This is a genomic window from Kurthia sibirica (genome assembly GCF_003143975.1).
In the GTDB taxonomy this organism is placed as follows: Bacteria; Bacillota; Bacilli; order Bacillales_A; family Planococcaceae; genus Kurthia; species Kurthia sibirica.
In genome coordinates, this window is the sequence record NZ_QFVR01000009.1 from 55,911 (window position 1) to 80,395 (window position 24,485).

General features: G+C 36.6%; 27 protein-coding genes. 26 read left to right on the forward strand and 1 reads right to left on the reverse strand.

Features of this window, described 5'->3' with window-relative positions; translation table 11 throughout:
• The first annotated feature begins 54 nt into the window (after positions 1–54).
• The 10 genes from DEX24_RS08465 to DEX24_RS08510 all read left to right on the forward strand — a co-directional run bounded on the left by DEX24_RS08465 (position 55) and on the right by DEX24_RS08510 (position 9,839).
• Entirely contained in the window at positions 55–1,002 is a 948-nt protein-coding gene (locus tag DEX24_RS08465) for an MBL fold metallo-hydrolase (RefSeq protein ID WP_109305991.1), read from the forward strand.
• A 24-nt stretch (positions 1,003–1,026) separates the two neighbouring features.
• Positions 1,027–1,983 (forward strand): MBL fold metallo-hydrolase, encoded by a 957-nt coding sequence (locus DEX24_RS08470; protein WP_109305992.1) that lies wholly within the window; start codon positions 1,027–1,029, stop codon positions 1,981–1,983.
• Positions 1,984–2,422: 439 nt separating this feature from the next.
• Positions 2,423–3,304: a LysR family transcriptional regulator gene (locus DEX24_RS08475; RefSeq protein WP_170112893.1), complete on the forward strand. Its 882-nt coding sequence runs from the start codon at positions 2,423–2,425 to the stop codon at positions 3,302–3,304.
• A gap of 233 nt (positions 3,305–3,537) precedes the next feature.
• Entirely contained in the window at positions 3,538–4,743 is a 1,206-nt protein-coding gene (locus DEX24_RS08480) for an argininosuccinate synthase (protein ID WP_109305994.1), read from the forward strand.
• A 2-nt stretch (positions 4,744–4,745) separates the two neighbouring features.
• Positions 4,746–6,122, forward strand: coding sequence for an argininosuccinate lyase (argH, locus tag DEX24_RS08485; protein WP_109305995.1), 1,377 nt, complete (start codon positions 4,746–4,748; stop codon positions 6,120–6,122).
• 261 nt (positions 6,123–6,383) lie between these two features.
• On the forward strand, positions 6,384–6,854 hold the full coding sequence (locus DEX24_RS08490; RefSeq protein WP_109305996.1) for a hypothetical protein: 471 nt from the start codon (positions 6,384–6,386) through the stop codon (positions 6,852–6,854).
• Between the two features lie 527 nt (positions 6,855–7,381).
• Positions 7,382–8,077, forward strand: coding sequence for a nuclease-related domain-containing protein (locus DEX24_RS08495; RefSeq protein WP_109305997.1), 696 nt, complete (start codon positions 7,382–7,384; stop codon positions 8,075–8,077).
• Between the two features lie 116 nt (positions 8,078–8,193).
• Positions 8,194–8,910 (forward strand): cytochrome c biogenesis CcdA family protein, encoded by a 717-nt coding sequence (locus tag DEX24_RS08500; RefSeq protein ID WP_109305998.1) that lies wholly within the window; start codon positions 8,194–8,196, stop codon positions 8,908–8,910.
• Between the two features lie 56 nt (positions 8,911–8,966).
• A complete protein-coding gene (locus DEX24_RS08505; RefSeq protein ID WP_109305999.1) occupies positions 8,967–9,329 on the forward strand; it encodes a response regulator in 363 nt (120 codons plus the stop codon).
• An 18-nt stretch (positions 9,330–9,347) separates the two neighbouring features.
• Complete coding sequence (locus tag DEX24_RS08510) at positions 9,348–9,839, forward strand: CcdC family protein (protein WP_109306000.1); 492 nt, start codon at positions 9,348–9,350, stop codon at positions 9,837–9,839.
• A 334-nt stretch (positions 9,840–10,173) separates the two neighbouring features.
• Here the strand turns inward: DEX24_RS08510 and DEX24_RS08515 are convergent, their stop codons facing one another.
• Positions 10,174–10,608, reverse strand: coding sequence for a DUF2621 family protein (locus DEX24_RS08515; protein WP_186819621.1), 435 nt, complete (start codon positions 10,606–10,608; stop codon positions 10,174–10,176).
• Positions 10,609–10,737: 129 nt separating this feature from the next.
• On the opposite strand from DEX24_RS08515, the gene DEX24_RS08520 reads away from it, so the two are divergent.
• From DEX24_RS08520 to DEX24_RS08595, 16 genes are all read left to right on the forward strand, one after another.
• Positions 10,738–10,947, forward strand: coding sequence for a DUF1659 domain-containing protein (locus tag DEX24_RS08520; protein ID WP_109306001.1), 210 nt, complete (start codon positions 10,738–10,740; stop codon positions 10,945–10,947).
• Positions 10,948–10,965: 18 nt separating this feature from the next.
• Entirely contained in the window at positions 10,966–11,178 is a 213-nt protein-coding gene (locus tag DEX24_RS08525) for a DUF2922 domain-containing protein (protein ID WP_109306002.1), read from the forward strand.
• Positions 11,179–11,240: 62 nt separating this feature from the next.
• Positions 11,241–11,387, forward strand: coding sequence for a YvrJ family protein (locus DEX24_RS08530; RefSeq protein WP_109306003.1), 147 nt, complete (start codon positions 11,241–11,243; stop codon positions 11,385–11,387).
• Positions 11,388–11,460: 73 nt separating this feature from the next.
• Complete coding sequence (locus tag DEX24_RS08535; protein WP_109306004.1) at positions 11,461–12,060, forward strand: SCO family protein; 600 nt, start codon at positions 11,461–11,463, stop codon at positions 12,058–12,060.
• Between the two features lie 141 nt (positions 12,061–12,201).
• Positions 12,202–12,576, forward strand: a complete 375-nt coding sequence (locus DEX24_RS08540; RefSeq protein ID WP_109306005.1) for a GntR family transcriptional regulator — start codon at positions 12,202–12,204, stop codon at positions 12,574–12,576.
• A gap of 15 nt (positions 12,577–12,591) precedes the next feature.
• A complete protein-coding gene (locus DEX24_RS08545) occupies positions 12,592–13,155 on the forward strand; it encodes a helix-turn-helix domain-containing protein (RefSeq protein ID WP_246131471.1) in 564 nt (187 codons plus the stop codon).
• A gap of 124 nt (positions 13,156–13,279) precedes the next feature.
• Positions 13,280–14,458 (forward strand): CynX/NimT family MFS transporter, encoded by a 1,179-nt coding sequence (locus DEX24_RS08550; RefSeq protein WP_109306007.1) that lies wholly within the window; start codon positions 13,280–13,282, stop codon positions 14,456–14,458.
• Between the two features lie 179 nt (positions 14,459–14,637).
• Complete coding sequence (locus DEX24_RS08555) at positions 14,638–15,165, forward strand: aggregation-promoting factor C-terminal-like domain-containing protein (protein ID WP_109306008.1); 528 nt, start codon at positions 14,638–14,640, stop codon at positions 15,163–15,165.
• A gap of 212 nt (positions 15,166–15,377) precedes the next feature.
• Entirely contained in the window at positions 15,378–17,102 is a 1,725-nt protein-coding gene (locus DEX24_RS08560) for a hypothetical protein (RefSeq protein ID WP_109306009.1), read from the forward strand.
• 339 nt (positions 17,103–17,441) lie between these two features.
• Positions 17,442–19,607, forward strand: coding sequence for an acetate--CoA ligase family protein (locus DEX24_RS08565; protein ID WP_109306010.1), 2,166 nt, complete (start codon positions 17,442–17,444; stop codon positions 19,605–19,607).
• Between the two features lie 6 nt (positions 19,608–19,613).
• Positions 19,614–20,063 carry a MaoC family dehydratase N-terminal domain-containing protein gene (locus DEX24_RS08570; RefSeq protein WP_109306011.1) on the forward strand — a complete coding sequence of 150 codons (450 nt, stop codon included), beginning with the start codon at positions 19,614–19,616 and terminating at the stop codon, positions 20,061–20,063.
• Positions 20,064–20,077: 14 nt separating this feature from the next.
• Complete coding sequence (locus DEX24_RS08575) at positions 20,078–20,494, forward strand: MaoC/PaaZ C-terminal domain-containing protein (protein ID WP_109306012.1); 417 nt, start codon at positions 20,078–20,080, stop codon at positions 20,492–20,494.
• Positions 20,495–20,509: 15 nt separating this feature from the next.
• Positions 20,510–21,676, forward strand: a complete 1,167-nt coding sequence (locus DEX24_RS08580) for a thiolase C-terminal domain-containing protein (protein WP_109306013.1) — start codon at positions 20,510–20,512, stop codon at positions 21,674–21,676.
• Positions 21,677–21,689: 13 nt separating this feature from the next.
• Positions 21,690–22,127: a Zn-ribbon domain-containing OB-fold protein gene (locus DEX24_RS08585; RefSeq protein ID WP_109306014.1), complete on the forward strand. Its 438-nt coding sequence runs from the start codon at positions 21,690–21,692 to the stop codon at positions 22,125–22,127.
• A 14-nt stretch (positions 22,128–22,141) separates the two neighbouring features.
• Positions 22,142–23,338: an acyl-CoA dehydrogenase family protein gene (locus tag DEX24_RS08590; protein WP_109306015.1), complete on the forward strand. Its 1,197-nt coding sequence runs from the start codon at positions 22,142–22,144 to the stop codon at positions 23,336–23,338.
• A 21-nt stretch (positions 23,339–23,359) separates the two neighbouring features.
• On the forward strand, positions 23,360–24,478 hold the full coding sequence (locus DEX24_RS08595) for an acyl-CoA dehydrogenase family protein (protein WP_109306016.1): 1,119 nt from the start codon (positions 23,360–23,362) through the stop codon (positions 24,476–24,478).
• The last annotated feature ends 7 nt before the right edge of the window (positions 24,479–24,485 follow it).

A 24,485-nucleotide genomic window follows, 5' to 3' on the forward strand; every position in this document is an offset into this window, starting at 1 on the left:
AAAATTGACGCAAGTAGTCAATCATTTAGGATGCTTTTTTAGGAGAGAATTCGGATGATTAAAGGAATTTACACGACGACACCAATAGCAGGTATACGGACAGTCAATTGCCACTTAATAAAAGATGAGGCGTTATCAATCGTTGATGTCGCTGTTCGAATACCATCGTCACTTGAAGCGATTAAAGCTAGTTTGAAAGAGGAGGGTTATGATGTGCGAGATGTCGAACAAATTATTTTAACGCATCATCATCTCGACCATATTGGCTGGACGGATGCTTTTCCAAATGCAGCGATTCTTGGTCATGCATATACGAAAAAATGGTTGTCAAATGATCCACTTCTTAATCATCAATATCGTATTTTTTATGAAAACCTGCTTGTTGAAGCTGGCGTAGAAAATAGTGAATTTGAATTACCCATGCATTTAAAACGTTCCAAAAAAGCGACGGGAGGACGACAAGTAACAGAAGTTTTACATGATGGGGAACTTTTGCCAGGCCACCCGAAATACCATGTCATAGAAACGCTAGGTCATGCCCAATCGCATTTTGTTTTTTGGCAAGATACAACGCACCATTTACTGGCAGGAGATTTGTTAAGCAGTGAATTTCCAAGTACGCCACTTATTGAATCGCCATTAATTGATGGTGATGAACGCCCCAAATATATGCTGCAATACAATGAATCATTGCATCGAGTATCAAAACTACCAGTAACCGTTACCTTTAGTGGGCATGGCCCAATCATTCCTAATACGGCAGAATTAATCGAGCAAAGATTAACGCAATATGCTAAAAAAGCACAGCAAGTACGCGCATTGTTTGCCAAACATAGTCCTTTAACCGTTTACGCATTAGCGGCTATTATTTTCCCGAAAATCTATACGACAGAACGAGGCTTTACGATATCACAAACATGGGGCTATATCGATTATCTAGAGAATCTCGGTACGATTCGGTCTGCTAGGGTGAATGGGGTGCTCTATTATGAATGCATGTAAATCAGAGAAAAAGGAGAATAGTATATGATTAAACGTATTCATACACCGACAACATTATCTGTGATTGGGCATGTGAATTGTTATTTGTTAAAGGGTGATGCATTATCGATTGTTGATACGGGCACACGCACAGTAGAAACCTTAGTCATTATTGAAGAAATGCTGAAAGAAGAGGGGTATAAATTGAGCGATATCGAGCAGGTTATCTTAACACATCATCACCCAGATCATATCGGTTGGACAGATGCCTTTGAAAATGCCGAGATGCTTGGTCATGAGTATTTAGTAAATTGGCTGAATCCTTCCGGAGAGTTGACGCAACAATACGATGCTTTTTATGAGGAAAATATGTTGCTAAATGGGGTACCACGTAAGTTATTATCCCATGGCACGGATGGCAAACGATTACTTGATTTTTTTGGCAAAAAACAACTTAGCCATATTTTATATGACGGCGATCGTTTACCTGGTCATGAAGATTTTGTCGTTATGGAGACACTTGGTCATGCCCAATCCCACCATGTTTTTTGGAATGATAAAGCAGATTTGTTAATCGGTGGGGATCTTATTATGTATCCTGCTGAATCTATTCCCTCTTTTGAGCCGCCGCTTCATCCAAAAGGGCCACGAGAAAAATCAATTATTCAATACAATAATTCATTGGAAAAAGTAAGAGCTTTACCGATAAAAACAAACTATGCAGGTCATGGTGATGCTATCCACAATATGACTGACCTTATTACGGAACGTTTGCAGATGCAATCTGCGCGCAGTAAAAGATTTTTACCGCTCATTGCTAAATATGGTCCAATCCATGTATTTGATCTTTCGGCGCTCCTATTTCCTACACGTTATATGAATAATATGTCCATCACACTATGTCATACTTTAGCCCATGTCGATTATTTAGTGTCTGTCGATTTAATTATTGAAAAATTGGGTGAACAGGGCATAATCTATTATGAAATTACAACAAAATAAGAGAAATAGGGCATAGAAAAATCACAGCGATTTCTTATGTCTGTTAAGCTTATAATGTTACTTAACTTGTTTCAAGTCACATCATCATATGTGGAATAAATTGAAGCGAAGTAACGGACTATAGTCATTGTTTCGCCATCTGAAAAATCTACATAGAGATGATTAATAAATAAAATTTGGCAACAGAGCCTAAATTATTAGCTATAGCATACATCAGTCGCGTTTCACGAAGATCTGAAAAATATCGAGTTGTTTAGCATAAAGTATGCTACTCGTTTTTTACTAATTAGCAATGAAGTTATGAAACGCAGCCTGTAAATCATGTTTCATTGTAATCAGGCCATCTATTGGTGTGATATTTATAGTAAAATAAAATTAACATTAACAAAATTAAATATATATAAATATTTTGATTATGAAATGTAAAGGGGTTTTGAACTTGGAATATCGTTGGATACAAACATTCATTGTCGCTGCAGAATATAAAAACTTTCGCATTGCGTCAGAAAAACTCAATATGTCTCAGCCAAGCATCACAGTACATATTAAACAACTTGAAAAGCATTTGAATGCTGAATTATTTAAACGTGAAAATAATCGTGTGAATTTGACGGAGGCAGGAAAGGTTTTTCTCATTCAGGCAAAAAGAATTGCGACACAATGGGAAACAAGCTTACAACTATTTGATCAATCACAAAAAGGTATTATTGAAAAATGTGCAATTGCCATGACACCAATGATGGTTGAGACAATATTACCGAATATTGTCTATGAATTTATAAATGAACATCCAGAATATGAAATTTCCATTACAATAGAAGAATCTGAAAAAATAGAAGAGTTAATAGAAGCGGGTGATATTCAGCTTGGTATTGGACTGGTACAACCTGTGACAAAACGTGTGATGAGTCATTTATTCGTCGAAACACCTTTACAACTGGCTTATCCACTCGATGAATATGATGATGAATCAGGTATTGTTTATGAAATAGATGAACTCTTCAGTAAATATCCGTTATTTACCGGACATAATCCGATGAATTCATCCTATGTACAGCGCCAAGTTGAACATCACTTTCCAGCGAGTAAGCAAATTCAACTATCACATTCATACGCCGTTAAAAAATTTATCCGTGATGGACTGGGCATCGCATTTTTACCAAAGTTAGTCTTGAGAAAGGATATGATGGAGGGTAGACTGAATATTTATGATTTTCATACCTTTGAATTACCTGTCGTTTCTTTATATTTCTTGTATAAAAATTTAAGGGAAATTGATCATTTATTAATAGAAGCAATAAAATCACGTCATTTTTCATGAAAATAATAAATAATATACACTAAAATACATTTTTTATTCAAAAGAAATTCCTTTTTAAAACTCGATAATGACTGAAAAAGCTAATAATTGTAACGTTTTACGCCTTTGTGATGTGAAAATTAAAAATACATTAAAATACACTTGATTTCATAAAAATACCGTGATATTATAAGTGCATAAATATAAAACAAAGACGTATAAAAATACAAACAACTTGAGCGGAGGAAAAGAAAATGAAAAAAGTAGTATTAGCATATTCAGGCGGATTAGATACATCAGTTGCAATTCAATGGTTAAAAGATCAAGGTTACGCAGTTGTAGCAGTTTGTTTAGACGTAGGTGAAGGGAAAGACCTAACACATATTAAAGAAAAAGCGCTAACAGTTGGTGCAGTTGAATCATATATTATTGATGCAAAAGATGAATTTGCTGATGATTATGCTTTAATGTCATTACAAGCACATACATGGTACGAACAAAAATATCCACTAGTATCCGCTCTTTCTCGTCCACTAATCGCAAAAAAACTAGTTGAAATTGCAGAAGAAACTGGTGCAACAGCAGTTGCGCATGGTTGTACAGGTAAAGGGAATGATCAAGTTCGTTTCGAAGTGTCATTCAATGCGTTAAACCCAGATTTAGAAGTTCTTGCACCTGTTCGTGAGTGGGCTTGGAGTCGTGAGGAAGAAATCGAATACGCAAAAGAAAAAAATATTCCGATTCCAATCGGTTTGGATTCACCATTTTCAATCGATCAAAACTTATGGGGTCGTGCAAATGAATGTGGGATTTTAGAAAATCCATGGGCAACTCCTCCAGAAGATGCATATGATTTAACTGTTTCTTTAGAAAATACACCTGATGTGGCAGATACAATTGAAATTGAATTTGTAGCAGGTGTCCCAACTACTTTAAATGGCAAACAATACAAGCTATCAGAAATGATTCTTGAATTGAATTCCTTAGCAGGTAAGCATGGCGTTGGTCGAATCGATCATATTGAAAACCGTCTTGTGGGTATTAAATCGCGTGAAGTTTACGAAATTCCAGGAGCACATACCTTATTACTTGCTCATAAAGAACTAGAAGATTTAACTCTTGTTAAAGAATTAGCTCACTTTAAACCAGTCGTTGAAAAACAACTGACTGAATTAATCTATAATGGTTTATGGTTCTCGCCATTACGTGATGCGTTACAAGCGTTCATCAAAGAAACGCAGCAATACGTTAATGGTACGGTTCGTGTGAAATTATTCAAAGGTCATGCAATCGTTGAAGGGCGTAAATCTCCGAACTCACTATATGATGAAAAACTTGCAACATATACTAAAGAAGACGAATTCAATCATAACTCTGCAGTTGGATTCATCGAATTATTCGGTTTACCTACAAAAGTGAACTCGATCGTCAATAATAACTCTAAAAAGGTTTCTAACTAACGATGAGTACAAAAGCATGGGGAGGCCGCTTCCAAAAATCTGCTGAGCAGTGGGTAGATGAATTTGGAGCATCAATTGGCTTTGACCAACAGCTCGTGACGGAAGATATTGAAGGAAGCATCGCCCATGTTACCATGTTAGGCGAATGTCATATACTGACGAACGAGGAAGTAGTAGCAATTAAGGACGGTTTAGCGCAGTTAAAAGTGAAGGCTGACAATAATGAGCTAGATTTTAAAGTGGAAAATGAAGATATTCATCTAAATTTAGAAAAAATGCTGACAGATTTGATTGGACCAGTCGGTGGGAAATTACACACTGGCCGCAGTCGTAATGATCAGGTAGCAACAGATATGCACTTATTTTTGAAAAAACGCGTCGTAGAAATAATCGCTTTGATTGAAAAATTTCAATCAGCAATCGTCGTTCAAGCGGAAGAACATATCACAACATTAGCGCCCGGCTATACACATTTACAACGTGCACAACCAATTTCATTTGCACATCATATTATGACGTATTTCTGGATGTTAGAACGTGATAAACAACGCTTTTCTGAAGCGATGAAACGAATTGATATTTCACCTCTTGGAGCTGGGGCTCTTGCAGGAACAACTTTTCCAATTAATCGTGAGAGAAGTGCTGAACTTATGGGCTTTAGCTCAGTTTATCAAAACTCAATTGACGCGGTAAGTGACCGTGATTTCATCGTTGAATTTTTAGCGAATAGTTCTTTAATGATGTCTCATCTGTCACGTTTTGCGGAAGAAATTATTATTTGGTCAACGGATGAGTTCAAATTTATCGAGTTAGATGATGCCTTTTCAACTGGCTCAAGCATTATGCCACAGAAGAAAAATCCTGATATGGCTGAATTGATTCGTGGCAAGGCTGGCAGAGCATACGGTAACTTAATGGGCTTATTAACTGTTTTAAAAGGGATTCCATTAGCTTACAACAAAGATATGCAAGAAGATAAAGAAGGCATGTTCGATACGCTGCATACAGTTGTTGGATCGCTGAAAATTTTCGAAGGAATGGTTCGTACGATGACTGTCAATAAAGATGTGCTTCATAAAGCTGTCCACAATGATTTTTCTAATGCTACCGAGCTAGCTGATTATTTAGCTACAAAAGGAATGCCATTCCGTGAAGCACATGAAGTAACGGGCAAATTGGTATTTACATGTATTCAAAAAGGAATTTATTTACTAGATTTACCACTTGAAGAGATGCAAAAAGAAAGTGTACTTCTTGAAGCGGATGTATTTGATGTACTTGCACCTGTTGCAGCTGTACAGCGTAGACATTCACTTGGAGGCACCGGTTTCGATCAAGTGAAAATACAGATAGATCACGCGAAAACGTTATTAAAATAAAAAGTAATACACCGGATTGACGTTCACAGAGGGGAACCATTTCCGGTGAGGAACATACATATGTTCCACTAAAAAAAGTCTCCAGAGGGAGACTTTTTTTATGTTTATAAACAGTAAAGATAATAAAAATATACTTGTTTTCCCGCACCGATGAATATAAAAACCTTGATTATTATGATAAAATGTTATTTTGACGGAACTTTTGGACAACGTAATACGTTATTTTTAAGTAAAGTTAAATGTTGTATGGAGGTGGAATGGATGAATTGGAGAAAAGTTCTTACCGTCGTACTAATTATTACGACAATCATCCTATTTGTAGTAACGACGCGTCAACATGATACAAATTTAGCATTGAAAGAACAGTTAGGTACAGAATATGCTGAAAAAGTGCATAGTTTTAGAAATTACGTTGAAGATTTACAATCAGCTACAGATTCTGGAGACACCATTAGTACGAATCATTTTTATTCAGAAATAAAAGCTTTTCCAGTTAAAAATGATCAATTAATCGTTTTATTGAATGATATTAATGAACAACTCGATGCAATAGCAGAAGAGAGTGTAGCAACAGCGGCGGAGCGTAAAAAATTGAGCAGTAATTTAAATAAACTCCAGTTGACACTACTAGATATTATTGCTTATGCAAAAAATGATTCGATGACATGGTATACTATTATTAACACTAAAGATGCAGGTTTACAAAAGGCAATCAATCATAAACTAAACTAGTATAGTAGCATATGTGAACCATACGACTGGGTTCACATATGCTTTTTATTTTAGTTCTATACTATTTGTTGGGATTTTCAAACAATACCACCTCTGTTCGACGCTGTCTGCGGGCCTCGTTTCAACTAATTCCGCAGGAGATGCGAGCTTATGGTATGTAACGCAAAAAAACACAACACGACCAATTCCTACGCTTGAAAATGGGCAAGTAGAGAAATTAAATAGCTTTTTAGAAGGTATTCATCAGAAAAAAAGTTTTAAAATGCCATGCATTTGGATGTAGACGCTTTGCTCATTTTCGAGCGAAGATGTGATTGAATAGGAAGGATCAAGAAATGGGTTTGCCTGTAGGGCGAATGATTGGTGTAGTAAGGGATGAGGACTCCTACCGGAAAGCATTCTAGTGGCAAAAGTGAGGAGGCATCATTTGAATAGTTGAGAGGGATCTTCATTTTTTACAATAGTAGTTTCATAACATGGTATACTTAACTATGTTTAATACTATTGCAATATAAGGAGGAAGTAGAGTGTTCAGCGCATTAATTGCTATTATAGTCGCTCTAATAATCGGCTTTGCGTATCATGTTTCACAACCTCTTTCTACTATATTTAAGGAAGATTCAATGGATGAGTCCATGAGTTCTTCTAGAGAAAAAGGTGCTGCTGGAGAAGCGATAATCCATGACTTTTTTCAACATTTACCGGGCAACTATATAGTATTTCAAAATATTTATCTACCTTTAAAAAAGGATGGAGAATATACAGAAATTGATTTGATTGTCGTCCATGAAAAAGGGGTATTTGTTATAGAATCGAAAAATTATGAAGGTAAAATAACAGGTGATAGTATGGAGCATTACTGGCAAAAAAGTCACTCACCGACGTTTTCACAGCGTTTTTATAACCCGATTATGCAAAATGCAACGCATATTGCTGCGCTTGAACGAGTGATTGGCTCTGTAGAATATGATACTATTTATTCTATTGTTGTATTTGGTCCCCATGCTGAACTTCATGTAGAGGCCATGCCCGCAGATCATATATTTGTTATGAAAACGACACAACTAAGTGCTATTCATGAAATTATACAGGCATCAAATGCACGATTACCATACGAATATATCGCATCAGAACTACAAAAATACCATTCAAATGATTGGCAAATGAAAACGAGTCATGTCAATCGCTTGAAATTAAAGTATCGTCGTCGCGCCATTTCCTAATTCGTCCATAATCTGTTCAAATGTAACGAAAGATTTCAGACGTAGTTGTTGATAATAGCTAAGTAACAGTCTATGATAAAATGAAGGAATATATTGTCATAGAGGAGTGAACTTAGTTGAACACAGATATTAATCTACTCTTAGCTTTTGGTGCCGGCTTTTTAAGTTTTATCTCGCCGTGTACATTGCCTTTATACCCTGCCTTTTTATCGTATATCACTGGAGTATCCTTCGGAGATTTAAAAGACGGCAAAGGAATGCGCTCAAAAAAAGCAATCTTACATACATTATTTTTCTTGCTAGGCTTTTCGATTATCTTTATCGCGCTCGGTTTCGGAACGTCAATTCCGGTTGTTAAAAATTTCTTCTTTAACTATCAAGATTCTGTACGTCAAATTGGCGGGATATTAATCGTTATTTTTGGACTTGTCATCACCGGTATTTTTACGCCGAAATTCCTTATGAAAGAACGGAAATTCGAATTGAAAAATAGGCCTACTGGCTATCTAGGTTCAGCGATTATTGGCCTCGTTTTCGCGGCTGGCTGGACACCTTGTACAGGCCCTATTTTAGCCGGTATTTTTGCATTAGGTGTATCAAATCCTGATTCAGCTGTTGGTTATATGATTGCTTATGTTATTGGCTTCTCCATTCCATTTTTCGTGTTATCATTCTTTATTACACGCTTAAATTGGATGCGTAAAAACAGCCAAAAGATAGTCTTGATTGGTGGCTATATAATGATTATTGTTGGAATTGTAATCTTCTTCAATTGGATGACTTTTTTCAATAGTTTATTAGCACCGGTTTTTGGTGATTTTATCGGCTTCTAATGGGCTTTTTTATCAAAATAGTAGTATATTATTCTTGTGATTATAGGGGTGAAGGAATGACAACTTTATTAGTTGTGGATGATGCACTTTTTATGCGTGAAACCGTAAAGGCAATCGCATCAGAAGGTGGATTTGAAATTGTCGGAGAAGCAGAAAATGGACAGCAAGCAATCGAACAATACCGAAAATTACAGCCAGATCTAGTGACAATGGATATTACCATGCCTGTTCTTTCAGGTTTAGATGCAACAAAAGCAATTGTTGAAGAATTTCCTCAAGCTCGTATTATTGTCATAACGGCATTAGGACAACAAAAATTAGTTATTAAAGCATTAGAAAATGGTGCGAAGGATTTCTTAACAAAACCTTTCGACCGTGAACAATTTATCAGTACATTACGTCAAATAAGCGCTTATTAGCAGTTAGGAGAGGGCGGTATGTTTGAGTCGATTCCTTCTCAATTTATACTTATAGCATCAACCGTTTTAGTAGTAGTGATGGGGATCACAATGATGTTTGTACGTGCAAAATCGGCTAAAAAACCGGCAAATGCCAAAAAAATCATCATTCCTCCAATCGCGATGTCTAGCGGTGCACTCATGTTTTTATTCCCGTATTTTCGAGTATCCTGGGAGCATACTTTAGTAGCAGTAATCGTTGGCATGTTATGCTCGATTCTATTAATTAAAACGTCGAAATTTCACATCGTTCATGAGGATGTTTATTTAAAACCTTCCAAAGCATTTTTCTTCGTATTAGTTGGTTTATTAGCTTTCCGTACGGGAGGGAAAGTATTTCTAGGTGGCGATTTTCACCTGGGTGAACTTGGTGGTTTGTTTTGGATTTTAGCATTTTCAATGATTGCGCCTTGGCGTATTGCGATGTTGCTACAATTTAAAAAGTTGCAAAAAAAATTACAGGTCACATAAAAAAGTAGTATCGAGAAAACGAACTGACCCCCTGAGGTTAGATAAAACAAAAAAGCATCTTCAAAGAATTCGTTAGAGAATATCGAATTCTTTGGAGATGTATTTTTTTATGAGCATATATGTATGTTCCCTAAAAAATTAGATGGTGCAGCAATTTAAAAATACTAGAGGAATTAGATCATCGACGGTGCACAATAATCATCGAATTCAACCAAAATGAAAAAACCAATCTCCGATGAATGAACGAAAACTGGTTGAGTATACTTTTTTGAGACTGACTCATTTATGGGTTCAGTTTCAAATGAGTAGCATTTTCCGATATTTCTTTTTTATATTAAACTTCCAATAAAAAGTAATGTTCATATTGAGCAACATCAATATCCATTTGGTACAATTTTTTTCGTAAAAATTTATGATCTCGTGGTGGTGTAGCTTCTATGTAACCACGAATTATATGTTCGAACTCTACGGTAGTTGCTTGTTCTTCTAAGACAATTCTAGAAATTACGCCGGCAATCTTAGCTTTTGCAACATCTCTAAATAATTCTGGTACGGGTGATACAAGTTCATTTAACAAATTTTTTGCACGTTCGTCCCATAAATGGAGAGATTGATTAATATAATGATCTTGCCAATCTAAAATCGACTTGCCATCTTTTTTTGGTAATGCTTTTAAAAATTTTCTAAACATAAAAAATCCACCAATTGCCATTAAAACGATAAATAACACACACCAGCCAACGATAAACCACATGAATAAACCGCTCATTACAGACACCTCACTTTGTTCTATTATATGATGTATTTGGAAATAATTCACCTATATAATATGGATAATAGAAAAAATGTCTCCTTTTCCCAATTAATTTATATAGTTTGATTGAAGGGGGTGAGGACGATGCCTGAAATTCAAAAAAATGATACATCAATTAAGTTGCACTATCTTATGAATTCTGATGGAGAAAATCAGCGTAAAAAAACACGTGTCTACAAACATATTAAAGAAGATGCAACGATAGCTTCACTCGTCAATGTGAAAACGGCTATTTCTTCTTTATCACAAATCTCATTAGTTTATTCTGAAAAATTGACGTACAAAACATTTTAATAAAAAGGAGGTTAAAAAATGTCGAGTATATTAAAACTACAGTTTTTAACTGTAGGCAATACAAAATATGAACTGATATTAGATGAGCCAATTAGTGATTTAACGGATGTCGAAGTACAAGCTGCTATGGCAGTAATCATTGCAGAAAATGTTTTTAAACCCAATAATTTTGCACTTGTCGAGGCGGTTGGTGCTGTGGTGATTGACACAACAACAAATCGTTTATTTTAAAGAGCAAATGGGCTTAGAGGGATCCTCTAAGCTCTATTTATATGATTAATGGAGGGAGTGTCATGGAAGAATGGTTCGCGTTTATCCAAAATATTGGCTTTCCGATTGTTGTCGCTTTCTACTTACTTCATCGGGTAGAAACAAAACTGCAAGGGATTGAAGATGTTCTCATACAGTTATTAAAAACATCTTCACAAATTCGTCAGTAATGACGAGATGGAAGTTCTTGTATAATCGTTCAATATTTTGTAATATGAAAGGAGATGAGGAGTGAAGATACATATGAGAAAAATAGCAAAATTAATGCCCATCCTACTACTATTTGCAGTGATTATTGCAGGGTGTAGCTCAGGGAAAAATTTTAAAGCTGAAACGGCGTACGACATTCAAGAATTTAGCGCGACAAATCAAAAGGGTGATCAAGTAAAGTTGGACAGCTTAAAGGGCAAACCATGGATTGCTATGTTTATTTTTACAACTTGTACGACAGTATGCCCACCGATGACAGCAAATATGGCTGATATTCAAAAAACTTTACATGAAAAAAAAATTAATGATTATAATATAGTTGGTTTTACTGTAGACCCTACAATTGATACAGAAAAAAAGTTAGCAGCCTATTTAAAAAATTATAATGTAGTGGACGATTCTAAATGGCAATTTTTAACAGGTTATTCACAGGCATTTATTGAAAAATTTGCTGTTGATTCATTTAAAACATTAGTAAAAAAAACAGATGGTAATGATCAAGTAATGCATGGTACAAGTTTTAGTTTGGTGGATCAAAAAGGCGTAGTAGTGAAAAGTTACTCGGGCGTGTCTAATGTGCCAAAAGATGAAATCGTGACGGATTTAGAATCCATCATTGAAGATGGCAAATAAATAATCTCAAGATTCTCTAGTTGTCTTTTTTGATAACTAGAGATTTTTTATGAAGTGTTGTGAGTAGGTGAATCTAGCCTAGTAGTTGCGGCATTGTTTGATTATCTGTCATACTAAAAAAGAAAATTACAGGAGGAAGAAATGGACATACATATAGATTCAGCAAAGCCACTACCATTGTACAAACAAATTGCCCATGCAATTATTGAAAAAATTGCTGCTGGCGAGTTACAACAGGGAGATACATTACCTTCTATTCGTCAACTAGCAAAAACTTTACAAATAAACGTTAATACTGTACAAAAAAGTTATCATGACTTAGCGCATCGTGGTGTTATTGAATTGCCTGATAAAGCAAAAGCAATTATTTGCCGACAAAAAACACAAGAAGAAGCTTTACAACATTTTGAAGAAGATGTAAAACTTATTATTGCAGAAGCTTATGCAGCAGGTGTATCGAGATTAATGATGGAAAAAACATATAAGAAAATATTACGTAAAAGGTCGATTAATTAAAGGTGGTAGATTCGTGTGGAAAATGATTATGCAAAAAATATTGTCAATGGTGTGGGCGCAGTATTAAAAAAATTGCGCAAAGATCGGGCATTAAGTCTTGAGGATGCAGCGAGATTAATGGATGTGAGCAAGCTAACGCTAAGTAAAATTGAGCGAGGTGATACAAATCCCACGATAGGTGTTTTGGCGAAAATTGCCAAAGGGTTTGAAGTACCTTTAATGACATTGTTTTTACATGACAATCGAATTCATATTTCTCGTGCAGGCCAAACCTTAAAAATAAATGATACCCAACAAGCGTGGTCCATCGAACCAATTTTCGAAGATAGTAATAATGCTACGCAATTATATCGTATTTATATTGCAGCGAATAGTGTATATGAAGCGGCGAAGCATCAATCAAATACGACGGAAATAATTACTGTGATGCGTGGCACATTAAAAATGATTGTTGATGGTCAGCCTTATTTATTACAAGATTTCGATTCATTTAGTTTTCGCTCAGATCAAAAGCATAGCTACCGTAATGATAGTGATGAAGTAGTCGTTTTACATGCCTTAATACGTTATGGCGTATAATTAAAAACCCTTTAAACAGTATAGCGTTTAAAGGGTTTTTTTTGAATAATTTTAGTGGTATAACAATATAAAGTATACTATAATATATATTAAATGAAATAATATATATTATAGGAGTGTATTCATGTTGTTTCACATAAATAAAAAAACATCATTATGGCTGTTAGTAGCGGGGATCATTTTAATTTCATCCAATATGAGAGCACCCCTAACATCAGTTGGACCATTAATAGGTCAAATCAAAAATGAATTATTGATTTCTAATAGCATAGCAGGTCTCATTACAACAGCACCTCTCATTGCTTTTGCATTATTTTCTCCATTTGTGCCAACACTCGCAAGGCGTTTCGGGATGGAATGGATACTATTATTTGCAGTTATCATGCTAACTGTCGGCATTTTTTTACGAAGCTTATTTGAATTATCATTTCTTTTTATCGGCACAATCATCTTAGGGCTGGCCATTGCATCACTTAATGTCTTGCTACCGAGCTTTATTAAACAAGAATTTCCACATAAAATAGGGTTAATGATTGGGGTTTATTCCATCTCCATGAATTTATTCGGTGCGATTGCAGCAGGGATTAGCATACCGATTGCGCACCAATCAAATTATCATTTTTCATTAGGTATTTGGGCTATTTTAGGTATAATCTCAATTTTTGTTTGGCTGCCACAAGTAGTATTCCAACAAAAAAAAACAGTCAGCCGTACAATGTCAACAGTTACATCTCCTTTATGGAGGTCCCCAATTGCCTGGCAAGTGACAATTTATATGGGATTACAGTCATTTATGTTTTATGTAAGTGTTGCATGGCTACCAGAAATATTGATTAGTCGTGGTTTATCAAATGAGACGGCTGGTTGGGCACTAACGGTATTACAAGTGGCATTGCTTCCACTGACATTTATCATCCCGATTATTGCAGGGAAAATGCGCGATCAACGAATTCTTGTTCTTATTGGCGGATTCAGTATGTTAATTGGTTTATTTGGACTGCTAGTAAGTAATGCAAGCACTGTTTTTCTATGGGTCATTTTTTTAGGTATTGGAATTGGTTGTGCATTTGGATTGGCGATGATGTTTTTTGGTCTGCGTACACGGAACGCGACACAAGCTGCCCAATTATCAGCAATGGCACAGTCTATTGGTTATTTATTGGCGGCAGTTGGTCCAATAGTATTCGGTTTCTTGTTTGATACATTACATAATTGGATAATACCAATTTATTTATTAATTGGCGCAGCAGTTGTCCTTATTGTAGTGGGGTTGGGTGCAGCTAAAGAGCGTTTTGTAAAATAATTAGTGTCAATAAACACCCGATATAGAGTACTGTATCGGGTGTTTATGTTCTATTTATTTTCTGATAAATAATAATATATTGTTATATGTTTGTAAAATTTATGTGATGGTTCTGATATAATTTCGTAAAAAAACTCTGTTATAGTATCCGTATAACAAAAGTTAAGGAGGCGTTCATCATGAAAAAACAATGCATTGCTCTGATGGCAACAATTGCATTAGCAGCATCAACATTCACAACTTCCGCATCAGCAAAGACGGTGGAAATTAAAACGGGTGACACCTTATCAACTTTAGCCCAACAACACAATACAACAGTGGATCACTTAAAAGAACTAAATGATCTCACTTCAAACCTTATATTTGCAGGCGATTTGCTTGAAGTAGGTGATCGTTCGAAATTACCAACAAAACAAGGATACAACGATCAATCAATTGTGAAACAACAAACCGTGAAGCCACAAACGGTATCAGTGAATAAGGATTCGTCAGCAAAAGCTTGGATTGCACAAAAAGAATCTTCTAATAACTATAGTGCTGTAAGTGCTACAGGAAAATATATTGGAAAATATCAATTAGACCGTTCTTATTTAAATGGTGATCACTCACCAGAAAATCAAGAACGTGTCGCCGATAAATATGTTAAAGAACGTTATGGTTCTTGGGAAAATGCAAAAGCAGCATGGTTAAAACAAGGTTGGTATTAAGGCAAGAGGTAGGAGAGAAATCCTCTGATTAAATAGAACAGACAGTTATGAAGTGATTTCATAACTGTCTGTTCTTTTTATTTTTGCTCTTCATATACAAAATATTGAAAAATATAAAATGTGATTAATCGCTAGATATTGGAAGTAAATAGCTCTTTCATGTAAAATGTATGTAATAGAGTAGGCTAACATGGCGGGAAGAGGTGTTCGACATGATGAATAGATTAATCTCTCGACAACAGCGGCAAGAAGTGGCAGCAAGAATCAATGATTTTTATATTTTATGTATCTATAGCAACGCAAAAATGACGAATAAATATGATTTTTTGACACATAAATTCGATAACTCAGCGGTAATTGAATTGTCGGAAACGACATTTAATTTAACGTCAAAATCTTTCATCGTTTGGGACAAATCCTATGCGGAAAATGAGGGCATATTTTTTAGTATTCGTATGCAGGCTAGACAGGAGACAATCATCGGTTTATCAAAGGCGCTCGTGAGTTATTATTTAAAAAAGAATGATACTTCGATTGGGAAATTTAAAGATACATATGTAATCGACGATGTTCTACTAGCAATCCAAAAACTCATCTATGCCTCAAACTGTCTAAATGAAGAAGAATGGCGTCATTTTTATCAGGATTTTAGAGATGAAGTGAAGCTTTGGGTGATAGAGGGTATGTTAAAAACGCGTTCTATTGAAGAGTTAACAGCATTGTCAGATGAAGACATGAACGATGAATTTTTTATTTGTATGACCGAACAATTAGAAAAACATCAACCATTTAAAGATTTTATGGTGCAGTCGACAACGGTGTATTTACAAAAATGGATTGACGAACTCATTTTAGAGTTTACTGAAAAAGAGCAATTTCAACGTGTATTAGATGAGTTACAAGTAAAACGAACACGCAATGAAAGTATCTTATTATCATTTACGACAGATCAGCATTTATTCGTCATGAACAATATGCCATACCAAATTGTACGAGAAGCTATTTATAAAAATAATTTTACGAATAACCCATTTTCATCTTTTCCAGTAACGACCATCTACAAAGGTAATACAGAAGGGCAAATTGAATTGCGCCCCTTAGTGAAAAAAAATCCAATTGAATTTGCTTGGCATCAGTCATCAACTATTTCAGATATTGACGTCGATGTTTTTGATGCGCTTTGCAATATATATTTATCTAAAAAACGTGTAACGAAGGAAGTAATTCGTACGGAGCTCGTCGATTTATTGAAATTTCGTGGTTTAAAACCAAAGCGTAGTGGAGATGGACGACGCGGTGGTTTTGATGTTAAACAGAAACAGCAAATTATGCAATCGCTGTGTAATATACAAAGTATCTACATGAATTTATCAAAAGTACTGAGTTACGAAAATGGTAAGCCCCAAATTACAAATTTACAAGGACGAACTTTTTTATTCAAAGATGAACAGTTCAATGATCACCAAGTAGATGCTGAAAAACCTACAAAATATATTTATTTTGCTATTGATGATGTCTTTGAAGCTTATTTAGCAGGTTCAGGTCGTCAAATAGCGCTGCAACATATGAAAGCGCTTCATTATCATCCGGTGCAACAACTTTATGAAAAACGACTTTGTCGCTATTTGTCATGGCGGTGGAGAACAGTGGCACGTAAAGGCGGTTTTCAAACGCCAAATACAATTAGTACAATGTTTGAATCTATTGGTATGAAGCTTAATGAACGGACGCCATCGCGTACGAGAGAACGATTTGAGCGTGCTTTAGACCAACTACAACTTGATGGCGTCATAGACAGTTGGCAGTATGATAAGTGGGATGAAATAATAGCAGATATGAAGGGCTGGAGCCGTGTTTGGTTTGAGACAGGAGTTGTTATTAAACCGCCTAAAGCTATTACAGAGCAGTATAAAAAAATCGAACAAAAAAAGAAATAAATAATGGTTAGAATGGATACAACCCTGGAATTTTTTATGATTCAGGGTTTTTTTGTGTCTATACGGTACAAGACAATCTCTTTTTCTAAAAAATGTATACGCTTACATGTACGCTTGTCGACGTTCGGTTGTACAAAAGTCGTGATTATCATGCACTGAAAAAAAGTGTCATTATTTTTAAAATCTACTGCCAACTAGCTTTTAGCGCAGTCTAAAATAATTAAATTGCCTTATTACTTTATTAATTTAGCTAATGAAGTAGAGCGGTCATTATTTTATCATCGTCTATTATTGTACTTAACAGAAAGTTCTGTTAATAAAAATATGAGGTGAGTAAAAATGACAGGAACGGAAAATTATAAAGCTTTAGAGCCTCTTTTTAATCCAAGGGGGATTGCGGTACTAGGGGCATCCGAAAATAAGTACAAAATTGGCTATATGCAAGTACAAGCTTTATTGGATGGTAAATTTACTGGGAAAATCTATCCTATCCATCGTGAAGCACAGTCGATCGCGGGACTACAATGTTACAAAACAGTAGCTGAAGTACAAGGAGATGTAGATCTTGCAATTATGTGTACAGGTGCCAACCAAATAGAAGCGGGTATTATCGACTGTGCCAATAAAGGTGTTAAAGCAATCATCATTTTTGCAGCTGGATTTTCAGAAACAGGAGAAGATGGCATTGCATTACAAGTGAAGTTGACGGCGATGGCAAAACGTTTTGGTATTCGAATCGTTGGTCCAAACTGCGTAGGTCTTGTCAATACCTCCAACGGTTTAATCGGTACGTTCTCACCAGCAATATTAGCAGTCCCTTCAAATGGTAAAAAAGGTGTAGGTTATGTTTCACAGAGTGGCGCATTTGGCGTATTAACGTATATGGCAGCTGCTCAAAATGGTATTTTATTTAATTATTTTGTAAGCACAGGTAATGAAATGGAATCGGAGTTTTCGGATTTTATCGAATACATGGTATATGACGATCATACGACAATTATCTCGGGCTATATGGAGGGAGCAAAAAATCCAGCACGTCTACGTTTATTAGCAAAAGAATCATTGCGCCGTAACAAACCCATTATTCTGATGAAGACAGGAAGAAGTGAAGCGGGTAGTCGCGCAGCAGCATCACATACAGCATCATTGGCTGGTTCGGATGCTATTTATGATGCGTTTTTCAAACAGACGGGCATTGTCAGAGCAGATGACTATGACGATATTATTTCATTTTCAAAATTATTTCAAGCCAATCGTTTACCGAAAGGGAATCATACCGTCATCATTACGAGTTCGGGTGGTCGAGGTATAAATGAAGCCGATCGCTGTGAGAGTGTTGGATTGGAAATTGTGCAGTTAGGGGAAAAAACAACAGCGAAAATCCGTGAAGATATTCCAGGTTTTGCGAGTGCAACAAATCCAATTGATTTGACAGCAGCAGCATCAGTTACAAATCCGGAGTTATTTTTAGCACCAATGAAAGCCTTGGTTGCAGATCCAACTATTCATAATATTATCTTTACAGAATTCCCTTTCAATTGGACAAAAGAGATGCCTATACTGCAAGAATTTATTGCTATTTGTAAAAATTCTGACAAATTTATTTGCGTCACAACATTTGAAATTGCCGGTATGAATTACCCGCAAGCGACAGCAGAATTAGTTGACAATGGTATTCCAGTCATATCAGGGGCGTTAAATCCAATTCGAGCTTTGGGAAAACTTGTGAAATACGCTGAGAAATACAATGCTCAGTTTGAGGAAGAACTGGTTGTGGAGAAGGTGTCAAAGCAAGAAATACCAAGTATTATGGCTGATAAATTAACACTGAGCGAAGCGGAATCCACTGCTATTTTACAAGCCTATCAAATCCCAACAACGCAGCATTTTGTAGCTGTCAATGTTGAAGAAGCTCAGCGTTTTGCACAGCAAATCGGTTACCCCGTCGTTATGAAAATTGATTCGGCAGATATCCCACATAAAACGGAAGCAGATGCGATTCGCTTAAATTTACAAACAGCGAAAGAAGTAAGTGATGCCTACCAAGATATTATGGCGAACGCCAAAAAATACAATGATACGGCGCTCTTAAATGGCGTTTCAGTTCAAGAGATGTTACAACAGGGTGTTGAAGTAATAATCGGAGCTAATAATGATGCCGTGTTTGGTCCAGTTGTTATGGTCGGTCTCGGTGGTATTTTTGTTGAAATATTCAAAGATGTCTCGTTCAGAGTAGCGCCATTTTCTAAAAAAGATGCCTATGACATGCTGGATGAGCTGAAAGGTAAGGCTATTTTAGATGGTGCACGTGGCATGTCTAGTTTAGATAAGGATGCAATCGTTGATGTGTTATTAAAAGTCTCTGAACTAATGTTGGACTATAAAGATCAAATTGCGGAGCTTGATATTAATCCAATTATTGTCTACAACAAAGGTGTTAAAGCGGCGGATGCGATGATTACACTCAAGCAACCAACGACAATGAAATCAGCGATAGGAGGTTAAATTACTATGTCTATGACAAGTATAATTGGTCAAAAAAGTATCGATTTTATATTTGAGGTAACAGCCGAGCGTATTAAAGAATTTGCACAAGCTATTGGGGATGATAATCCATTATATAGCGATGAAGAACATGCAAAAAAAATGGGGTATCCAACAATTATTGCACCGCTAACATTTCCAGTAGTCGTCGCAGCAGCAAATGAAAAAGGTTTCGATTTAGGCTTGGATCAAAGACGGATGTTACATGGTGAGCAAGAGTTTATATATATGCGTCCCATTCATGTAGGCGATATTTTATCATGCCATAGTATCGTCAGCGATGTCTATGAAAAAAAGGGGAAAAATGGTGTGATGGAATTTATAGTGATTGACACAAATATGCTAGATGTAGTGGGTGAATTAGTTGTCACTAGTCGCATGAACATCGTCTATAGAGCTTTGCAAAAACAACGATAAAGGGGGCGTTACAAATGTTGAAATATGAAGATTTGACGGTAGGGAAAACGTTAACGGTTGACGTCAATAAACTGATAACAAGACAACAATTACAACAATATGCTAAAGCCTCAGGCGATTTAAATCCACTGCATACAGACGATGAATTTGCGAAAAAAATTGGTATGCCAAGTGTTATTGCACATGGCATGCTCATAATGGGGCAATTAGGAAAATACGTCACAAACTTGGCAGGTGATACCGCTACAGTGAAGCAATATAAAATGCGTTTTGGTGCAATGACATTTCCAAATGATGAAATTACTTGCGTAGCTGTCGTAAAAAGTTTGTCAGAGCATGAGGGAAAGAGCTGTGCAGCGCTGACGTTATATGCATCAAAAGAGCAAGACACTATCGTTGGAACAGGCCAGGCTATTCTTGAATTTCACTAAATAGGAGGACTACGAATGACACAATCAATTGCAAGTAAATATGCCATCGTTGGAGTTGGCGAAAGTGCCAGATCAAAAAATTCAGGTACGACACCCCTACATTTAGCTTTGGATGCGGCGAGAGCAGCAATTGCAGATGCTGGTTTAGATGCTAAGGAAATCGATGGTTTTATGAGTTATTCAGAAGGTGATTCTTGTACGGCACACCAAGTTGCTACATATCTTGGTGCACATCCAAAATACGTCAAAGACATATCGGGTGGCGGTTCGAGTACTGAATTACTTATTGCGGATGCTGTTGCATTAATCGAAACAGGTCAAGCAAATACTATTTTAATCTATCGTGCGATGAACGGTCGTTCAGGCGTTCGAATGGGCGGAGGTGGTTGGAGTACAGATATGTTACAAGGTGCTTTGGACGGTGGTTCCTTTATCATTCCATACGGTGCTGGTAGCCCTTCGCAATGGTTTGGTTTATTTGCTCAACGTCATATGCATGTAAATGGCATTACGAAGGAACATTTAGGACATGTTTGCTTATCCGCTTATGAATATGCACAAAAAAATCCAAAAGCGTTTTTTTACGGTAAACCCTTAACAATGGAAGACTATTTAGCGACAGCACCACTAAGTGATCCATTTAATAAGCATGATTTTTGTCTAGAATCGGATGAAGCAAATGCGCTGATCATTACGTCGGCAAAACATGCGCAAACTTTACAACAAAAGCCAGCATATATTTTAGGGGTTTCTGCTAGACGTACAGTAAAACATGCACACTATTGGCAAAATATTGATGAAGTAGCAGCGGATTATGTAGCAGCAGATCTTTATGAAAAAACAGGTGTAAAACCACGTGATATTCAAGTAGCAAGTATTTATGACTGTTATAGCTGGGTTGTGATTCGTCAGTTGGAGGCCTATGGTTTAGCACCAAAAGGTCAAGTAGGTGATTTTGTGGCTGCAGGCAATTTAAGAATAGATGGTCAGCTGCCGACAAATTTAGCGGGTGGTATGTTAGCTGAGGGCTATACTCATGGGATGAATAATGTATTAGAAATTGTACGTCAAGTGCGTGGTGAATATAGTGGAACAGCTCGCCAAGCGCAAAATCATGACTTAGGTATTTGTACAGGTTGGGCGGGACCAGATATTGCTGGCGCGATGCTATTACACAAATAAGGAGGAAATAAGGATGACTGAACAGCTAAAAACCGAAACTTATACACAACCCATTCCAATGAAAAATAGCGATAATGCAGCGTATTGGGATGCAGCTGACCAACATATGCTAACACTACAAAAATGTACGGATTGCGGTAAATATGCGCAACCACCAGGTCCAGCATGTTGCCACTGTGGTAGTCAAAATGTAACTTGGGAAGAACAGGGAACAGATATTGTAGGCGAAATTTATTCATATGTGATTTCGTATCGCCCATTTTTACCAGGTTATACGATGGAAGATATGCCATTAGTAATCGCCGTAGTAAAACTTGAAAAACAAAACATTACAATTATAGGTAATGTTTTACATTGTAAACCCGATGACGTTGCTATCGGAAAAATGGTAAAAATGATTTGGGTGGATATGAACGAAGAACGAGCAATTCCACAATGGGAACTCGTATAAAGGGGGAAACAACGATGGATTTCGCATTTTCGGCAAAGGAAGAAGCATTTCGTACGGAGCTTAGAACATGGTTGGAAAATAATTTACCACAAGGGTGGCTAGATGGTACTTTCCCACTTGTGAAAGATACGAAGGACTATGAGTTATTTTTAAGGCAGTGGCAAAATCAACTGTATGAAGGAGGTTGGGCAGCCATTGCATGGCCAAAAAAATATGGTGGACGTGATGCTACGCTCATGGAAGAAATTGTTTATCACCAAGAAATGGTACGTGTAAATGCACCTGCACTAGTCAATTATGTTGGTATTCATATGGTTGGTCCAACATTAATTCATATTGGAACAGAAGAACAACGGGCGCGTTATTTGAAAAAAATACTAACAGGTGAAGAAGTATGGTGTCAAGGATATTCAGAGCCTAATGCAGGTTCTGATGTGGCAGCAATTCAAACTGCTGCAGTGAAAGATGGGGAGCAATGGGTGATCAATGGTCAAAAAGTATGGACGAGCTTTGGTCATATGGCTGACAAATGTTTTCTCGTAACCCGTACAGCTAAATTTGAAAAAAAACATAAAGGCATTACATGTTTTTTAGCAGATATGCATCAAGAAGGAGTCGAAGTTGTACCGATTATTTCAATGGATGGTCATCATGACTTTAATGAAGTGTACTTAAATGATGCCAAAGCAACAGATGCCGAGATTATTGGGGAGGTAGATGAAGGCTGGCGTGTCATTATTGCATTATTAATGCATGAAAGGACAGGAATTGGGGCACAGGTATTCACATTGGAACAACAATTTAATGAACTTGTTGATCTGGCAAGACAGGCAACTGAAGATGGAGAAAGCCTGTTGACAAAACAAGCCGTACGTAAAAGTTTAATGGATTTGTATATGAAAACACGTGGCTCTTTATTAAATTATTATCGCAATTTAACCAAATCATTAAAAACAGGTCAACCAGGGGCAGAAGGCTCGATGGATAAATTATTAGTAAGTGAATTAACGAAGCAATTGCTCGCGCAATCGATTTCGATTCAAGGTCACCAAGGTTTGCTATGGAAAGATGATGCAGTAGTAGGGAAATCGTATTGGCAAGATAATTACTTGTACTCGTTTGGCCAAACAATTGGTGGAGGTACGAGTGAAATTCAGAAAAATACAATCGCAGAGCGCATTTTAGGACTGCCAAAAGATATGGGTCGATAATCGAAGGGATGGTGGACAATAATGGACTTTTCATTGAGTGAAGAACAGGAAATGTTTCGTAATTATGTACGAAAATATTTGAATGATTTAGAGCAAACAAAAATTGCACGAAATTATTTAGAAGGTAATGATGTGGCCTTGAAATCCGCAATGGATGGATTAGCGGAGCTTGGTTGCATGTCTTTAAATATTGAAGAGCAATACGGTGGCATGGCATTAGCAGCATTGGATTTAGTGCCTATTTATGAGGAGATTGGTGCTGTATTATTGCCGGGGTTACTGCTAGAAACCTTGTCATTGGTAGTGCCGCTACTTCAAAAATATGGTACGAAAGAGCAGCAGGAAAAGCATTTACCAAAAATTGCTGCAGGTCAAGAAACATGGACGATTGCTTGGTTGGAATCCAATAGCTCCTATCGACCAGCAGGCGTACAATTCAATGCTGAAAATGGGCTGTTAAATGGCAAAAAAATACTTGTACCAGATGCAGCAATAGCAGATTATACACTTGTTGTGGCACGTACGACAGCTGGTAGAGAGATTGCTGGGATCACACTCATTATCGTACCGACTTCTGAATTATCTGTACAACCCCAATTAAATATTGATGCAACGCGGAAATCAGCTGCTCTTGTAGCAACAGCTATTCCTTATGATACAACGCAGATACTAGGTACGATGGATACTGGTTGGGGAATTTTGCAAGAAGGATTGTTGGCGTTTAATGCCGCATTATCTTCAACGATTGTAGGTAGCTTGGATAAACTCGTAGCAATGGTGACAGAATATGCTAATATTCGAGAACAATTTGGTCAACCAATTGGACGCTTTCAAGCGATTAAACATCGAATTGTCGATATGAAAATGGAATTAGAAACAGCTAGATCATTATCGCATTATGCAAACTGGGCATATGATACACACGCACCAGATCGAGTAGAGGCCATTGCATCTGCGAGGATTTATGCGACGGAAGCCTTCAATAAACTGGCCGACCATAGCGTTCAAATTCATGGTGGTATTGGTTTTACGGAAGAGTTGGATTGTCATCTTTTCGTTAAACGAGCACGTTTTTATGAAAATTATTTAGGTAGTACAGAGCAATACTACGAGCAAGCTGCAACTGCGTTAGGCTGGTAGAAAAAAG

Bases quoted from the DNA above. Each gene is read 5' to 3' on its own strand.
- DEX24_RS08585 (WP_109306014.1), top strand. From the start codon at position 21,690: ATGACTGAACAGCTAAAAACCGAAACTTATACACAACCCATTCCAATG.
- DEX24_RS08505 (WP_109305999.1), top strand. From the start codon at position 8,967: ATGACAACTTTATTAGTTGTGGATGATGCACTTTTTATGCGTGAAACC.
- DEX24_RS08540 (WP_109306005.1), top strand. From the start codon at position 12,202: ATGGACATACATATAGATTCAGCAAAGCCACTACCATTGTACAAACAA.
- DEX24_RS08470 (WP_109305992.1), top strand. From the start codon at position 1,027: ATGATTAAACGTATTCATACACCGACAACATTATCTGTGATTGGGCAT.
- DEX24_RS08520 (WP_109306001.1), top strand. From the start codon at position 10,738: ATGCCTGAAATTCAAAAAAATGATACATCAATTAAGTTGCACTATCTT.
- DEX24_RS08490 (WP_109305996.1), top strand. From the start codon at position 6,384: ATGAATTGGAGAAAAGTTCTTACCGTCGTACTAATTATTACGACAATC.
- DEX24_RS08570 (WP_109306011.1), top strand. From the start codon at position 19,614: ATGTCTATGACAAGTATAATTGGTCAAAAAAGTATCGATTTTATATTT.
- DEX24_RS08465 (WP_109305991.1), top strand. From the start codon at position 55: ATGATTAAAGGAATTTACACGACGACACCAATAGCAGGTATACGGACA.
- DEX24_RS08480 (WP_109305994.1), top strand. From the start codon at position 3,538: ATGAAAAAAGTAGTATTAGCATATTCAGGCGGATTAGATACATCAGTT.
- DEX24_RS08560 (WP_109306009.1), top strand. From the start codon at position 15,378: ATGATGAATAGATTAATCTCTCGACAACAGCGGCAAGAAGTGGCAGCA.
- DEX24_RS08580 (WP_109306013.1), top strand. From the start codon at position 20,510: ATGACACAATCAATTGCAAGTAAATATGCCATCGTTGGAGTTGGCGAA.
- DEX24_RS08510 (WP_109306000.1), top strand. From the start codon at position 9,348: ATGTTTGAGTCGATTCCTTCTCAATTTATACTTATAGCATCAACCGTT.
- DEX24_RS08535 (WP_109306004.1), top strand. From the start codon at position 11,461: ATGAGAAAAATAGCAAAATTAATGCCCATCCTACTACTATTTGCAGTG.
- DEX24_RS08525 (WP_109306002.1), top strand. From the start codon at position 10,966: ATGTCGAGTATATTAAAACTACAGTTTTTAACTGTAGGCAATACAAAA.
- DEX24_RS08575 (WP_109306012.1), top strand. From the start codon at position 20,078: ATGTTGAAATATGAAGATTTGACGGTAGGGAAAACGTTAACGGTTGAC.
- DEX24_RS08595 (WP_109306016.1), top strand. From the start codon at position 23,360: ATGGACTTTTCATTGAGTGAAGAACAGGAAATGTTTCGTAATTATGTA.
- DEX24_RS08590 (WP_109306015.1), top strand. From the start codon at position 22,142: ATGGATTTCGCATTTTCGGCAAAGGAAGAAGCATTTCGTACGGAGCTT.
- DEX24_RS08565 (WP_109306010.1), top strand. From the start codon at position 17,442: ATGACAGGAACGGAAAATTATAAAGCTTTAGAGCCTCTTTTTAATCCA.
- argH (WP_109305995.1), top strand. From the start codon at position 4,746: ATGAGTACAAAAGCATGGGGAGGCCGCTTCCAAAAATCTGCTGAGCAG.
- DEX24_RS08530 (WP_109306003.1), top strand. From the start codon at position 11,241: ATGGAAGAATGGTTCGCGTTTATCCAAAATATTGGCTTTCCGATTGTT.
- DEX24_RS08555 (WP_109306008.1), top strand. From the start codon at position 14,638: ATGAAAAAACAATGCATTGCTCTGATGGCAACAATTGCATTAGCAGCA.
- DEX24_RS08550 (WP_109306007.1), top strand. From the start codon at position 13,280: ATGTTGTTTCACATAAATAAAAAAACATCATTATGGCTGTTAGTAGCG.
- DEX24_RS08515 (WP_186819621.1), bottom strand. From the start codon at position 10,608: ATGAGCGGTTTATTCATGTGGTTTATCGTTGGCTGGTGTGTGTTATTT.